This window comes from Ornithinibacillus contaminans, assembly GCF_001038425.2.
GTDB lineage: Bacteria > Bacillota > Bacilli > Bacillales > Amphibacillaceae > Ornithinibacillus > Ornithinibacillus contaminans.
This window is the reverse complement of sequence record NZ_LDPV02000036.1, coordinates 62,251-77,204: the sequence shown is the minus strand read 5'-3', so window position 1 is coordinate 77,204 and position 14,954 is coordinate 62,251. Positions and strand designations below refer to the sequence as shown.

Here is a 14,954-nt window from a genome sequence, read left to right as displayed (position 1 = left end):
GTAAGTGAGTGTCTATAAAGTTACAATACTAGCCTTACTTGCTACCCTTGCGATCGTTGGAAGGTTAGTGTTTAATTTCATTCCTAATTTCCAGCCTGTCACGTCGATTATAATTATTTGTGGTATATTTTTAGGACCAACTGCAGGAATTGTTCTAGCATTCTTAGTTACTTTTTTATCCAATATGGTGTTAGGCACAGGTATTTGGACAATTTGGCAAATTGTCTCCTGGGCGATAATTGGCTGTTTAAGCGGAATAGTTGGGAAATATAGACCAAAGCCGCCATTTTATGTCGTTATAATCCTTGCAATCCTTAGTGGCTACCTGTACGGATTTATTGTTTCGTTAACGAATTATCAAATTACCGGACAAGGATTTTTGGCATATTATCTAATCGGATTACCATTTGATACGAATCACGCAATCGGTAATGCGGTGTTTATGGTTATTTTATACCCGACAATTTCTTATTTGTTTGACCGCTATCGGAAAAATCATTTAGCCTATATGAGTAGCCCAAAGAAGTAATAAAGGAGTCTCCACATGTACATAAATACACGTCGGAGACTCCTCCTTAAAAAATTTTATAGTGATCATTTGAAAAATAATTTCCCTCTATTAATCTTCAAACCGTAACGGATTCCCGTAAAATGGTTGCTCAGCAATTTTTATTGAGTCACTAGGACAACCCTCATAAGCGTCGAATACATCATCTTCAAGTTCTTGTGGAAGTTCCTTACTACCATAATTATCATCGAGTTGCACATAGGCAAGTCCCTCATCATCATAATCAAAAACAATGGGACACGTAACACCACAGGCTCCACAAGCAATACATGTATCTTTATCCACTATTGTATATTTCACTCGCATTATTTTAATTACTCCTAACTGCTCCATACTGATTAAAAGATGGACCTAAATCTATTTTAATTTGAAAAATAGTATAATTCAACTCTTGCAATCAATGGTATCATTAAGATAGTAAATGAAAAGAGGAGATTCATCGTGTTTTTTGAAGCGATTTTACTAGATTGTATCGGTCGGATTAATGAAAATCGTTCTATCGCAGGAATTTATCATATGATAACGGGAAAAAAGTCAATTCAATCCGTTCAGGATGCAAGGATTTTTCAACTTGAAACGTATTACGGAATATGTCCATCTTTATCAAAATCATATTACAATAGCTTTATCGATCAGTTAATGAAAAGCGGGTATCTGATAAGTGATTCAGATGGATTCTGTCGTCTGACAGAGGATGGAAGAAGCTATTTGACAAAGCTATCCTTACGCTATCCCATATCGTATTTTAATGGGTTACGGTATACCGGAAAAGATAGCTTGTTTCAAGAGCGGTTTTATTTAGTATTTCAGCTAATATCGAACTTACAAATGAACGAGCGTTCGTTTATTCCAATTGTTGATAATCCAGTTGTAACAGATTGGATAAAGAAGGTATTTCTAAAACAAATAAAGCAGGAAGTCAATCCTGCAGTTGCTCTACACGGTGAATTAAGTCAACTTCTAAAACAGTTTCCTAATCTAGAGGCTGAACTATTTGTAAACAGGCTAACAGGTTATAGGCATTATGGAATGAGCTTGAATCAATTAGCCGAAAAACATGGCTTAGAATTGCTGGATGTCTATTTCTATTTAACAGGAATAACACATCGCTTCTTGACATTAATACAACATGATCAGGCGAGCTACCCATTACTGTATTTGCTCACAATAGGAAATTATGAAAATAAATTTATTACGAAAACCGCAAATGAAACGTATCACTTACTCAAACATAACCTAACACCAGCTACTATTGCGCAAAAGAGAAATCTAAAATTAAATACCATTTACGATCATATTGTTGAAATCGCGTTGTATGACGATGAATTTCAGATTGATTTGTATGTGAGTAGGGAATCAAGAGAGACCATAGTAGATGTGATACGTACGTATAAAACGTATAAGTTAAAGACGATTAAATCGAATTGCCCACCGTCCATTGACTATTTTCAAATTAGACTTGTGATAGCAAAATTAAATGATTATTTACTCGAGGATGAGATATATGTCTAAATCAGAACGAATACCATTAGAAGATATGCTGAAGCGGCATTTTGGCTATGCAACGTTTCGTACTGGCCAAAAGGAAATTATCTCCGATGTATTGCAGGGTAAGGATGTATTAGGAATTCTACCAACCGGTTCGGGTAAATCGATATGCTATCAATTACCTGCGCGACTATTGGAAGGGACCACCATTGTCGTTTCACCTCTGATTTCCTTAATGATTGACCAAGTAAAGGAACTGAAGGCAACGGGATTCAAGGATGTGGTTGCGCTTAATAGCTTCATGGATTATGAGCGAAGAAAAGATGTCTATAAGAACCTGCATCACTATAAACTAATCTATGTTTCTCCTGAAATATTACAACAAGAGGAATTACAGTTTTATTTAGCTAAATTAACAATTCGTTTATTTGTAATTGATGAAGCACATTGTATATCGCAATGGGGACACGAATTTCGACCTGACTATCAGAGATTGCATACTGTAATCGAACAACTAGGTAGCCCGACAGTGCTTGCGTTAAGCGCTACAGCTACGAAAGATGTGCAAGAAGATATTCTTACATCACTTCATAAACCGAATATTCAAAAGCATATTTACCCAATGGACCGAAGTAATATTGTGCTATCGGTACAGGAAGTAATGGATAACGAGGAGAAGCTAGAAATTATCGAGAATATGTTAGCTAATCATAAGGTGCCTTCGTTAGTATATTTCTCTTCAAAAACAGCTGCTGAAATAGTCTCGCACCAGCTTAGAGAAAGACTTCCTAATCATCGAATTGCCTTTTATCATGGTGGTATGGAACAAATGGACCGAATTACGATCCAGCAACAGTTTATGAATGATCAGCTAGATGTTGTTTGTTGTACGAGTGCATTTGGAATGGGAATTAATAAGGAAAATATTCGATTTGTCTTTCATTATCATTTACCAGGTCAATTGGAATCGTATATACAAGAGATCGGCAGGGCGGGTAGAGATGGCAGGAGAAGTGTTAGTGTATTACTTTATTTAAAACAGGATGAATTTTTACCGAAGCAGTTAATTCAAAGCGAGCTACCATCTAATCATGACATTGAGCGTGTTTGCCAACTATTTGCAAGTGATGCTGATCCTAAAGCGTTATTAACTAATAATGCCACGCAGGTTCAAACGACATTGGAAATAAGTGAAACACAATGGCGCTTTATCACTGCCAATATAGAAAAATATAGCGGGAAGCTAGAAAATGGTTTACACTATGACAAAGGTAAATGGGATGAAATCATCGAGCAATTAAAACAAATCAGGAATGAACGGATGGATATTAAACAAACAAAGTTACAAGATATGTTAACTTGGATTCACACCGAAACCTGTTTAAGAGAAAAGCTCTATACAAAATTTCAGGAAAATTACACGGCATCTAGTGTATGCTGTAGTAATTGCGGTATTAATTTACAAGAATTTACTCCTGAAAGTACCATTAGAGAAAAAGAAGAATTAAATTGGGAAAAGAAATTAAAACAACTGCTTGCTATAGGGGAGTAATATGAAACAAGAAGAGCTACTTGCACGTATAACAGATGAGGAACTGCGAATGTCTGTCATTTATACACAGCTTATGTTTATTGCGCTAGCGATTATATCTGGTTCAATACTATTTGAAGACTGGAATAGCTGGACACGGCTCTTCCAGTTCTCCGTTTCTCAAATCGTATTTTGGGGGATTATTCCAGGAATAGCAATCGTACTGATTGACCTACTACTAACCAGGCTACTACCAAATGACTATTATGACGATGGCGGAATTAACAGAAGAGTATTTTCTAATTTACGTGTTGGTAAGCTGTTTTTACTGACATTGCTAGTTGCCGTTTCAGAAGAGTTATTCTTTCGAGGTGTCATACAAAGCTCCTTCGGTTATATTGTTGCCAGCTTACTATTTGGGCTAATCCATTTTCGTTATTTGAAAAAGCCAGTTTTATTCGTTTCCATCATGGCAGTAAGCTTTTTATTAGGCTATATATTTGAAGTAACAGAGAACGTATTCGTGACGATGAGTTGTCATTTCATAGTTGATTTTTTACTAGGCTTATTTATAAAACTGAAGGGGGAATAGGTAATGGAAGAAAAGAAAAATATTCATCACGATCAAGCGAAAGAGCTTAGAGAAATATTACAAGAGCTTCAATCGAATGAAAGTGAAGAAAAGGTTAGCAGCGAATCACAGGAGATCTATTCTGAAAGCATCAATTCAAGCACCGCTAATCCAATGAACATACTAAATCTCCCTCCGAGAAGTGAAGTTCATGGAATAAAGAAGAAGAGAACGCGACTAAAAATAAGGAAACCGTTCATTCGACTATCGATGGTTGCTATTTGTTTGCTAGTAGTGGCGCTATTTATTTATTTAGTTGATATTGGATTAGTTTCTTTCTAAGTTATACGATGTCTCGTAAGGGCATAAATTGGTTACAATGCTTTTGCAAGCTCACACAGTTGAACTTCGTAAACATGTTGTATAAAAATGGTACGGTAAGATTAAACTTGTATACCGTTCAACAATTTTAAAATCGGCATATACTATCAATAAGAAACTATCGTATATGGTCGAAAATGGAAGTGATTCCATGTAATTGGATTGTCATTGCTATTTTGAGGAGGATGCTATGTGCGTATTGAGAGGGTGTCCAGTAGTCAATTTACGATATTTTTGACATTTGATGATTTAGTTGAGCGCGGATTCACAAAAGAGGACATATGGTACGATGCAACCAGCATTCAAAATCTCTTTACAGATGTTATGTATGAAGCAAGCTCAGAACTTGGATTTGAGCTTGAAGGCAAACTCTATGTCCATGTTTATTTAATGCAGGCACAAGGAATGCATGTAATTGTTACCCAGAATTGTGATCAAATAGATTGGGATGAGGATTTCATTGAAATGAAAGTGACACTTGATGAGAGTAAAGAATTAATTTTTTCATTTAATGATTTCGAAAATATTATACAGGTTTCGGCCTATTTAAATTCGCTTCAAGTACTAGGTGGGCAAGTGTTTTATATGGAAAATCGATATTACATGCTACTAAACCGAAATGAATTAAATGGAAATCACAAAGAAAATATTATTGCATTAATGTCAGAGTTTTCTAGCCCGAGTATCGTAACGTCACATCGTTTAAAAGAATACGGCAAAGTGATTATACACGCTAATGCAATTGAAACGATAAACGAAAAATTCTCATGAGTATTTCTAACTATTTTTTAACTGCTAGATGACAATATACGACAAAAAATGATATGCTAGTAAAGCGCTTACATGAAACTTAATTTAAATGTAAAAATACACGTTTATTTATTGCATATTTATATTGAACGTGTATACTAATCTCTGAGAATAGCTATTTATAAATATTTATAAGATCTTTAGGAGGTAAATTCATGGTAGCCGATAAAGCAGCAGATTCTACCAAAGAAAAGAAGAAGCAATTGGACGTACTGAGTTCCACTCAAACTGTTGTAAAAAATGCACTGGAGAAGTTGGGTTACCCTGATGAAGTTTATGAGTTGTTAAAAGAGCCACTCCGTATGATGACAGTTCGTATTCCTGTTCGGATGGATGATGGTTCAACTAAAATCTTCACTGGTTATCGTGCACAACACAATGATGCGGTTGGTCCTACAAAAGGTGGGATACGATTTCACCCTGACGTTACCGAAACAGAGGTAAAAGCATTATCCATGTGGATGAGCTTAAAGGCTGGAATTGTTGATTTACCATATGGTGGGGGTAAAGGCGGTATTATTTGTGATCCTCGTGAAATGTCATTTCGTGAATTAGAAGCACTAAGTCGTGGTTATGTCCGAGCAATAAGTCAAATTGTTGGACCGACAAAAGACATACCTGCACCGGATGTATTTACTAATTCACAAATTATGGCATGGATGATGGATGAATATAGCAGAATTGATGAATTTAATAGTCCAGGTTTCATAACCGGGAAACCAATTGTGTTAGGTGGTTCCCATGGTCGAGAATCTGCAACGGCAAAAGGTGTTACAATATGTATCAATGAAGCAGCTAAAAAGCGAAATATTGACGTGAAAGGCGCTAAGATTATCGTGCAAGGATTTGGTAATGCGGGTAGCTTTCTATCCAAGTTCTTACATGATGCTGGGGCAATAGTGGTTGGAATCTCAGATGCATATGGAGCGCTTTATGACTCTGAAGGATTGGATATTGACTATTTACTGGACCGAAGAGATAGTTTTGGTACAGTGACGAAATTATTTAATAATACAATTTCCAATAAAGAATTATTAGAAATGGATTGCGATATTCTCGTTCCGGCTGCGGTGGAAAACCAAATAACAGAAGAGAATGCGCATAAAATCAAAGCAAGTATAGTTGTAGAAGCAGCCAATGGCCCAACTACAATGGAAGCAACGAAAATATTAACAGACAGAGGAATCTTGTTAGTCCCTGATGTATTAGCTTCTGCAGGAGGAGTAACTGTTTCTTACTTTGAGTGGGTACAAAACAATCAAGGGTATTATTGGACCGAAGAGGAAATTGACGAGAAGCTTCTATCAACCATGACCAAGTCGTTTAACACCATCTTTGACACGGCACAGACGCGAAGAATCGATATGCGTTTAGCCGCCTATATGGTCGGTGTTAGAAAAATGGCAGAAGCATCACGCTTCCGTGGCTGGGTTTAATTTTGCTTATGGTCTAATCTTATAACTCTTATCACGCGAAACGATAAGGGTTTTTTGGTTTTAGTTATAGATTGATGAAGGATGTGTACGTAGATTGCAGAAAGAAAAAGTAATTATTATTGGGGCTGGTCCATGCGGACTTGCCTGTTGTATAGCACTTCAAGAACAAGGTATTGATGCATTAATTATTGAGAAGGGTAATATTGCCAATGCGATTTATCATTATCCAACACACCAAACTTTTTTTAGCTCAAGTGATAAGCTTGAGATTGGGGATATTCCATTTATAACCGAAAGACAGAAGCCAGTTAGAAATCAGGCGCTAGCTTACTACCGTAATGTTGCTGAACGTAAGCAATTAAGGATTCATTCATTTGAAAACGTTATGTCAGTAAAAAAATCAGAAGAGGGCACCTTTCTAATTTCAACAGAAAAGTTCTCGGGCGAAAAAGTACAGTATTCAGCAGAAAATGTAATTATCGCTACCGGTTACTATGATCAACCGAATAGGATGAATGTACCAGGTGAAGAATTACCGCACGTAATGCATTACTTTAAAGAAGGCCATCCATATTACAAGAAGAATGTTGTTGTCATAGGTGGAAAAAACTCAGCTGTTGATGCGGCACTAGAGCTACATAAGGCAGGTGCAATAATTACTGTATTGTACCGAGGTAAAACTTACTCTAAGAGTATCAAGCCTTGGATTTTACCTGACTTTGATTCGCTAGTTCGAAAAGAAATTATCAAGATGGAATTTCAAGCAGAAGTGTCAAAAATTACTGAGGATGCTTTATATTATACAGTAGATGGCAATGAGAAAGAAATTGCCAGTGACTTTGTATTTGCGATGACAGGCTACCGACCTAATTATACGTTAATTAATGAAATAGGAGTTTCGGTTGTTCCGGAGAATGGAAAACCAGTATATAACGAAGATACTTATGAAACGAATGTTAAAGGGGTCTTCGTTGCAGGTGTTGTTGCTTCCGGAAATAATAATAATGAAATATTTATTGAAAACGGAAGATTCCATGGGGAAAAAATTGCGAAAGTCATTGCAAGTAGGTAATTCCTCTTGTTACCATATTGATGAATAGGAAACAAGGATGGTGTCGGCTTGTCATTTAAGCTTACACCATCCTTGTCTATTTTATTGATTAATAATCATTCTCGAATAGGTTCCGTATTTGTTCTAGATCGGAAGTATATTCTAAAGCAATTAATAGCTTTAAGCGCGCTTTTGGTCCTGTAAGTCCATTGGTAAAAATGATACCCATTTCTTTTAGCTGTTTCCCTCCACCTTCATAAGCATAAGTTGGTTGTACAGTTCCTCTAAAACACCTAGATACTAAGACTATTGGAATATTATCAGCAAGCATCTTTTGGATTGGTTCAATCGTTTCTTTTGGCAGGTTCCCTTGACCAAGTCCTTCAATAACTAACCCATCTGGTTTTCCGGCATGAATTGCTTCAATTATTTGTTTATCCATTCCTGCATACGCTTTTAATAGAAATATGTTCTTCGTTATCGTATCAATAGGCAAAGTAATATTACTAATTAGCTGGTGATGAAAGATAATTGATTCCTTTGTTACAATTCCAATAGGTCCATATTGTGGACTTTGGAAGGTCGCAATATTACTCGTTGATGTTTTTGTTACATTAGTTGCACTGTGAATTTCATCATTCATTACAACTAATACACCTTTTTTATAAGCATCTTTAGACAAAACAACCCGAATGGAACTTATCAAATTGTATAATGCATCAGATCCAATTTCGTTACTGGAACGCATTGCACCGGTTAAAATGACGGGCTTTTCGGTATCTAATATACTATTTAGAAAGTAAGCCGTTTCCTCTAGTGTATCTGTCCCGTGTGTTATGACAATACCATCATATTGTTGAATAAAGCGTGTTACGGTTTTGGCTAATGTTAACATATGATTTGGTGTCATATGAGGAGATGGTAGTGAAAATTCAATATGTTCATCAATTACTACGTCCTCTTTAAATTGATAGGGTATGTTAGATAACGGATGATCGGTAACCGTATTTACTTCGCCTGTTTCTTTATTTTCGAGCATCGAGATTGTTCCACCGGTATGAATAATGATTATTTTTTTCATATTGTCACCTGCATTCAATTAATTTCTTTAAAAATTTCTCTATTTTCAACTATAGGGTTAAGTGTTACGATTAAGGTAGTTCTTAAATGAAAGGGTATCTTTATGCTTGCAATTATTACTGCTGGAGTTGCTCCTGCGTTAGCACTTATGTCATTTTTTTATTTAAAAGATAAAATCACCGAGCCAATTACACTTATTGTTCGTACATTTATCTATGGAAGTTTAATCGTATTTCCTATTATGTTTATTCAATATGCAATAGATGAAAGTGGCCATTTAGGGAATGTATTTATCCAATCCTTTTTTGTTGTTGCTTTTTTAGAAGAGTTTTTCAAATGGTTTATTTTTCGCTATGTAATCTATCAGCACACAGAATTTGATGCGCATTATGACGGGATAGTCTATGCGGTCTCCATCAGTTTAGGGTTTGCAACGGTAGAAAACATTCTTTATTTGTTTGCAAATGGGATCGAATACGCATTTACGAGAGCGTTATTCCCCGTATCATCACATGCTTTATTTGGGGTCATTATGGGCTACCATTTCGGTAAAGCTAAAATGAATAACCGATATGTTTACTGGAATATCATACTTGCATTACTGATTCCACTTACGCTACATGGTAGTTATAATTTCATGCTATCCGTCACCGATAAATGGGCGTTTGTTATCATACCGTTCATGATTATCCTTTGGTGGTTCGGTTTGCATCGTACGCGAAAAGCCACACATTAAACTAATATTGTATCATTTGTAGACCACTTATAACGCAATAAGTGGTTTTTTTATGTTAAATTTCCTCTCTAGTAGTAATGGAAAGCTTGATTTTTGAAACTTGTTTTCTAAAAATTAATCGTGAATTTCATGCATAAATAAACCATTTCATCGAAAAATAGATACTACTAGATAATGAAGAAAGCGAGAGGACTCAACATGACATGGAAAAAAAGCTTCTTTTTAATTATTATATGTCTATTTACGATAGGACTTCAAGAAACATATAATCCTAAAGAAGTAGATGCCTTTACAAACCAAGTGATTCAGCGAGGTGCAATGGGTGATGATGTAATTGAGTTACAGGCGCGTTTGCAATATGTTGGCTATTACAAAGGTAAAATTGATGGTGTATTTGGATGGGAAACATACTGGGCACTTCGTAATTTTCAAAAAGCTTTTGGACTAAAAATAGATGGTTTAGCTGGTGTTAAAACAAAAAACAAGTTGCATAAAGCGTCAAAATTTGATGCGAAATGGGTACATGAGCAAATTCGTAAAGGGAATGATTTTACGTACTATGGTGGTACGGATTTAACTAAGCAAACGAAACCAAAAAATCAACAACCAAAAAATCAACAACCAAAAAACACAGCTCCAGCAAAACAACAGCCAAGTACAAATACACAGAATACGGCAAATAACACACAACAAGCAGCTCCCGAACGAACAACTGCAGCTGTTAACGTTCCACAAGGATTTTCACAAAACGATATTAATCTAATGGCAAATGCCGTGTATGGTGAAGCAAGAGGTGAACCGTATGAGGGTCAAGTAGCAGTAGCTTCCGTTATTTTAAATCGTGTAGAAAGTGCGACATTTCCAAATACAGTGGCTGGTGTTATTTTTGAACCGCGAGCATTTACTGCCGTTGCAGATGGTCAAATCTGGTTAACACCAAATCAAAAAGCAAAAGAGGCGGTATTAGATGCAATTAATGGCTGGGATCCTACAGGTGAAGCAATCTATTATTTTAACCCAGATACCGCGACATCAAGCTGGATTTGGGGAAGACCTCAAATTAAACAAATCGGTAAACATATCTTCTGTAAATAGAGAGGTGAGGAAATTATGATTCGTTGGATAGCAATAGCAGTATTAGCAGTAGGCGTGGCAGGAACTGCGGCTTGGGGCTATAAAGAGCATCAAGAAAAAAACGCAATCCTAATTCAGGCGGAAAACACATATCAGCGTTCCTTTCACGAATTAACATACAATGTAGATCTGATGCATGATAAAATCGGGACAGCAATTGCGATGAATTCGAGAGAGCGCTTATCACCACAACTTGCGGAGATTTGGCGATTGACATCAGAAGCCTTATCAAATGTAGGGCAACTCCCATTAACGCTTTTGCCATTTAATAAAACTGAAGAATTTCTCTCAAACATTGGTGATTTTACTTATCGAACTGCCATTAGAGATTTAGAGAAGGACCCTTTATCGGATGATGAAGTAAAAACGTTAGAAAATCTATATCAACAAGCAGGTGATATAAAGGATGAACTAAGACAGGTGCAGCATACCGCAATGGAGAATAACCTTCGCTGGATGGATGTACAGCTTGCTTTGGCAACAGAGGATGAGCAAGCAGACAATACGATTATCGATGGCTTTAAAACAGTCGAGAAAAAAGTAGAAGGATTTTCTGAGAGTAATGTTGACTCCTCGATTATTGGCACATCATCAGCAAATCACAAATACGAAAATGTTTCCGGTAATAAATTATCCGAATCAAAAGTAGTACAGTATAGTCAGGATTTGTTTAATATAAAAAATGATAAGAACATAACCGTTACGAAAACTGGTGAAGGAGCAGATATTCCGCTCTATAGCGTATCTTATAACGAGGGCAACAAAAGCGCCTATCTTGATGTAACCGAAAAGGGTGGTCATCCGATAACATTATTAGTAGACCGACCTGTTGGCGAGAAAAAACTAAGCTTAAACGATGGCTACAAAATTGCGGAAAAATATATACAGGAACATGACTTTGAAAGCATGATCTTATTAGATAGTAGTGAGTTTGATAATGTTGGCATGTATTCGTTTATTTACGACCAGGATGGTGTTCGGGTATTCTCAGATGCGATAGAAGTAAAAGTAGCACTTGATAATGGCGATATTCTAGGACTAACAGCCAATAATTATTTTATGAATCATCATGAAAGAGAACTCCCGAAGCCAAAGCTTACAATGGAAGATGCAAGAGAATTTGTGAATCCTAATGTAGAAATTCAAGAAGAATTTTTAGCGGTAATCGATAATGATTTAGGGGAAGAAGTGCTAACCTATGAATATTTAGGATTACTAGGAAATGACACATACCGTATCTTTATTAATGCGATGGATGGTACAGAGGAAAAAGTAGAAAAACTGAACGGAAAAGAAATAAATTACGCGGGAATTTCGTAAGGGAAGGGTTTTAGACCTTTCCCTTTTTCTTTTTTTTTGTGATAATAACTAGTAGAGGGTTGGCACAAATCTCGATGTCAATGAAAGTGTCAGACAAATGAGGCTTAAAACGGGGGATAAACATGAAAATAGGTGCTTTTCTTACACTGGAAGTATTTAATGCGGAAAGTGGCGCAAATGAAATGTATCGCTGTAAGATAATCGATAAAAATAAGAAATACTTGTTCATCGATTATCCTGTCCATGTAAAAACGAAGCGGACACAGGTTTTTACAATTGGAACTTATCTATCTGCAGAGTACATAGAAAAGGATCAATCGATTTATCGTTTTAACACAATTATTAAAGAAAAGCGTAAGGGGAAAATACCTGCACTTGCTTTAAGACTGCCAGAAAAGGAACAGATTCAACGAATTCAGCGCAGACAATATGTCCGGGTAGAAACGGCGGTTGATGTTGCGATCCATAGTACTGATGATGCGTTTGCCCCATTTTCAACTGTGACAGTTGACATCAGTGGTGGTGGACTATCAATTGTTGTACCAAAAGGTGTGCAATTGAATGAAGATGTGAATGTTACGCTTTATGTTGTATTGCATATGCATTCTGGCGACTATCAATATTTAACATTATCTGGAAAGGTAGTTCGAATTATCGAGGATGAGCGAAAAGCACGGACTGCTTCCGTTAAATTACTGTCAATCGACTCCCAAGAGCAACAAGAAATAATTCGGTACTGTTTCGAAAAACAACGAGAAGCAAGACAAAAGGAAATGAAATAAATTTTAACAATTAGTTAGTAAGTGATATGATAATAGTGCAACATTGATGGACAAATGAGAGGAATGAGAGTTTTATGAACAACAAGATCGCAATTGCAATTGATGGACCGGCAGCAGCTGGAAAAAGCACGGTGGCAAAAATCGTTGCCAGCAAGCTAGCCTATATTTACATCGATACTGGTGCAATGTATCGGGCGATTACGTTAAAAGCGTTAGAAGAGAAATCCGATGTGAATAATGAGGATACGTTAGTTTCATTGTTAACATCAACCAAAATAGAATTAGTTCAAACGGATGAAGGCCAGCGCGTGCTTTTAGATGGTCGTGACGTTACCTTAGCAATTCGAACCAATGAGGTTACAAACAACGTATCATACGTTGCGCAGCATCGTTTAATACGAGAAGAAATGGTTTCAAGACAACAGTCCCTAGCCGCCAAACGTGGTGTTGTTATGGACGGACGAGATATTGGAACAAAGGTAATTCCCGATGCAGAAGTGAAGATATTTTTAATTGCGTCGGTTGAAGAACGCGCCACTAGACGCCATATAGAAAATATCAAAAAAGGCTTCGAATCTGACTTGGAAGAATTAAAGAAAGAAATCGAAAAGCGTGACCTAATTGATTCAGAGCGAGAGGCATCTCCACTAGTCAAGGCGGACGATGCTATTGAAATTGATACAACATCTCTATCGATAGAGGAAGTCGCTGATCGTATTTTAGAAGAAGTTAATCGTTTTATTTAAACAATAAAAAGCAGTAATTCGCGACAATTTCAATTTACTTTACTTGACAAATAAATGTAAATATTAGAAGTTATTAAAAAGAAGGTTTTTTCAGAAATTATAAAAGCTACTTTCTTGTTCTGGTTAAGGAGGAAATGATATGAGCGAAACAAATCAAGAGAATTTAAATGTGAATGTAGGAGATACCGTCACAGGAACAGTTGTTAAAATTGAGGATAACCATGTTCTAGTTGATTTTGGTTTTAAAACAGAAGGTATCATCCCGATTAGTGAATTATCGAATTTACATATTGAAACCCCACATGAAGTTGTTCAGGTGGGTGATGAATTAACATTATCGATTAAGAAAGTGGAAGATGATGAAGTAGTTCTTTCGAAAAAAACAGTAGATCGCGAGCTTGCTTGGGGTGAGCTGGAAGAGAAATTCGAACGTGGTGATGTATTTGACGTACAGGTTAAAGAAGTTGTAAAAGGTGGGTTAGTAGTCGATATCGGCGTACGAGCATTCATTCCAGCATCTTTAGTAGAAACATATTTCGTCGATGATTTTGCAAGTTATCAAGATCGTACATTATCGGTTAAGATTACAGAGCTAGACAAAGAACAACATCGTGTTATTTTATCACACCGAGCAGTTGTGGAAGCTGAACAGGCAAGCAAGAAGAATCAAATCCTTCAATCAATTGAGGTTGGTCAAGTATTAGAAGGAACTGTTCAACGTATTACGGATTTTGGTGTATTTGTGGATATTGGCGGAATGGATGGATTAGTCCATATTTCCCAGCTTTCTCATGAGCACGTATCAAATGCTACCGAAGTCGTTTCAGAAGGTGATAAGGTGAAGGTAGAAGTTCTTTCTGTTGACCGTGATAATGAAAGAATTTCACTTTCACGAAAAAAAGTATTACCAGGACCATGGGAAAATATTGAGGATCAAATCAAGCCCGGTCAAGTCGTTGAAGGTACGGTGAAGCGTTTAGTGAATTTCGGGGCGTTTGTAGAGGTTTTACCTAATATTGAAGGGTTAGTTCATATTTCTCAAATCGCCAACAGACATATTAGTACACCACAAGAAGTGCTAGAAGTTGGCCAACAGGTGACTGTCAAAGTGTTAGATGTTAGTAAATCTGATGAACGAATATCCTTAAGTATCCGTGAAATAGAACAGGAGCAAGAGGCAAAAGAATTTAAACAATATGAAAAAGATGAAGAGCAATCAAGCTTCCAGTTTGGTGATCTAATCGGAGATAAATTAAATAAATTCAAACAATAACATATCTTTTTCTAAATAACTTCTTCCTTGAATAGGAGGAAGTTTTT

The 14,954-nt window shown here is 36.4% G+C and carries 16 protein-coding genes; 14 read left to right on the top strand and 2 right to left on the bottom strand.

Annotated features, from left to right (window positions below; translation table 11 throughout):
- Nucleotides 1-4 precede the first annotated feature (4 nt).
- Complete coding sequence (locus JF53_RS09110) at nucleotides 5-529, top strand: ECF transporter S component (protein ID WP_047980016.1); 525 nt, start codon at nucleotides 5-7, stop codon at nucleotides 527-529.
- 90 nt (nucleotides 530-619) lie between these two features.
- Here the strand turns inward: JF53_RS09110 and JF53_RS09105 are convergent, their stop codons facing one another.
- Complete coding sequence (locus JF53_RS09105) at nucleotides 620-874, bottom strand: ferredoxin (RefSeq protein ID WP_047980017.1); 255 nt, start codon at nucleotides 872-874, stop codon at nucleotides 620-622.
- Between the two features lie 135 nt (nucleotides 875-1,009).
- Between JF53_RS09105 and JF53_RS09100 the strand changes: the two genes are divergently transcribed.
- The 7 genes from JF53_RS09100 to JF53_RS09070 all read left to right on the top strand — a co-directional run bounded on the left by JF53_RS09100 (nucleotide 1,010) and on the right by JF53_RS09070 (nucleotide 7,857).
- Nucleotides 1,010-2,080 (top strand): helix-turn-helix domain-containing protein, encoded by a 1,071-nt coding sequence (locus tag JF53_RS09100; protein ID WP_047980018.1) that lies wholly within the window; start codon nucleotides 1,010-1,012, stop codon nucleotides 2,078-2,080.
- On the top strand, nucleotides 2,073-3,608 hold the full coding sequence (locus tag JF53_RS09095; protein WP_047980019.1) for a RecQ family ATP-dependent DNA helicase: 1,536 nt from the start codon (nucleotides 2,073-2,075) through the stop codon (nucleotides 3,606-3,608). The genes JF53_RS09100 and JF53_RS09095 overlap by 8 nt, the downstream gene beginning before the upstream one ends.
- Nucleotide 3,609: 1 nt before the next feature.
- The gene (locus tag JF53_RS09090) at nucleotides 3,610-4,179 is read left to right on the top strand and encodes a CPBP family intramembrane glutamic endopeptidase (RefSeq protein WP_047980020.1); all 570 of its coding nucleotides are present in this window, start codon (nucleotides 3,610-3,612) and stop codon (nucleotides 4,177-4,179) included.
- A gap of 3 nt (nucleotides 4,180-4,182) precedes the next feature.
- Nucleotides 4,183-4,500 (top strand): hypothetical protein, encoded by a 318-nt coding sequence (locus JF53_RS09085; RefSeq protein WP_047980021.1) that lies wholly within the window; start codon nucleotides 4,183-4,185, stop codon nucleotides 4,498-4,500.
- Nucleotides 4,501-4,731: 231 nt separating this feature from the next.
- Nucleotides 4,732-5,310: a genetic competence negative regulator gene (locus tag JF53_RS09080; RefSeq protein ID WP_047980022.1), complete on the top strand. Its 579-nt coding sequence runs from the start codon at nucleotides 4,732-4,734 to the stop codon at nucleotides 5,308-5,310.
- Between the two features lie 194 nt (nucleotides 5,311-5,504).
- A complete protein-coding gene (locus JF53_RS09075; RefSeq protein WP_047980023.1) occupies nucleotides 5,505-6,785 on the top strand; it encodes a Glu/Leu/Phe/Val family dehydrogenase in 1,281 nt (426 codons plus the stop codon).
- Between the two features lie 94 nt (nucleotides 6,786-6,879).
- The gene (locus JF53_RS09070) at nucleotides 6,880-7,857 is read left to right on the top strand and encodes a YpdA family putative bacillithiol disulfide reductase (RefSeq protein WP_047980024.1); all 978 of its coding nucleotides are present in this window, start codon (nucleotides 6,880-6,882) and stop codon (nucleotides 7,855-7,857) included.
- Nucleotides 7,858-7,945: 88 nt separating this feature from the next.
- Here the strand turns inward: JF53_RS09070 and JF53_RS09065 are convergent, their stop codons facing one another.
- Complete coding sequence (locus JF53_RS09065; protein ID WP_047980025.1) at nucleotides 7,946-8,917, bottom strand: asparaginase; 972 nt, start codon at nucleotides 8,915-8,917, stop codon at nucleotides 7,946-7,948.
- 102 nt (nucleotides 8,918-9,019) lie between these two features.
- On the opposite strand from JF53_RS09065, the gene prsW reads away from it, so the two are divergent.
- The 6 genes from prsW (at nucleotide 9,020) to rpsA (ending at nucleotide 14,907) form a co-directional block, all read left to right on the top strand.
- On the top strand, nucleotides 9,020-9,652 hold the full coding sequence (gene prsW, locus JF53_RS09060) for a glutamic-type intramembrane protease PrsW (RefSeq protein ID WP_047980026.1): 633 nt from the start codon (nucleotides 9,020-9,022) through the stop codon (nucleotides 9,650-9,652).
- A gap of 198 nt (nucleotides 9,653-9,850) precedes the next feature.
- Nucleotides 9,851-10,747 carry a spore cortex-lytic enzyme gene (sleB, locus tag JF53_RS09055; protein WP_047980027.1) on the top strand — a complete coding sequence of 299 codons (897 nt, stop codon included), beginning with the start codon at nucleotides 9,851-9,853 and terminating at the stop codon, nucleotides 10,745-10,747.
- 15 nt (nucleotides 10,748-10,762) lie between these two features.
- The gene (gene ypeB / locus JF53_RS09050; RefSeq protein ID WP_047980028.1) at nucleotides 10,763-12,106 is read left to right on the top strand and encodes a germination protein YpeB; all 1,344 of its coding nucleotides are present in this window, start codon (nucleotides 10,763-10,765) and stop codon (nucleotides 12,104-12,106) included.
- A 122-nt stretch (nucleotides 12,107-12,228) separates the two neighbouring features.
- Nucleotides 12,229-12,888, top strand: coding sequence for a flagellar brake protein (locus JF53_RS09045; protein ID WP_047980029.1), 660 nt, complete (start codon nucleotides 12,229-12,231; stop codon nucleotides 12,886-12,888).
- Nucleotides 12,889-12,962: 74 nt separating this feature from the next.
- Nucleotides 12,963-13,634, top strand: coding sequence for a (d)CMP kinase (cmk, locus tag JF53_RS09040; protein WP_047980030.1), 672 nt, complete (start codon nucleotides 12,963-12,965; stop codon nucleotides 13,632-13,634).
- A 139-nt stretch (nucleotides 13,635-13,773) separates the two neighbouring features.
- The gene (rpsA, locus tag JF53_RS09035; protein WP_047980031.1) at nucleotides 13,774-14,907 is read left to right on the top strand and encodes a 30S ribosomal protein S1; all 1,134 of its coding nucleotides are present in this window, start codon (nucleotides 13,774-13,776) and stop codon (nucleotides 14,905-14,907) included.
- Nucleotides 14,908-14,954: the final 47 nt, after the last annotated feature.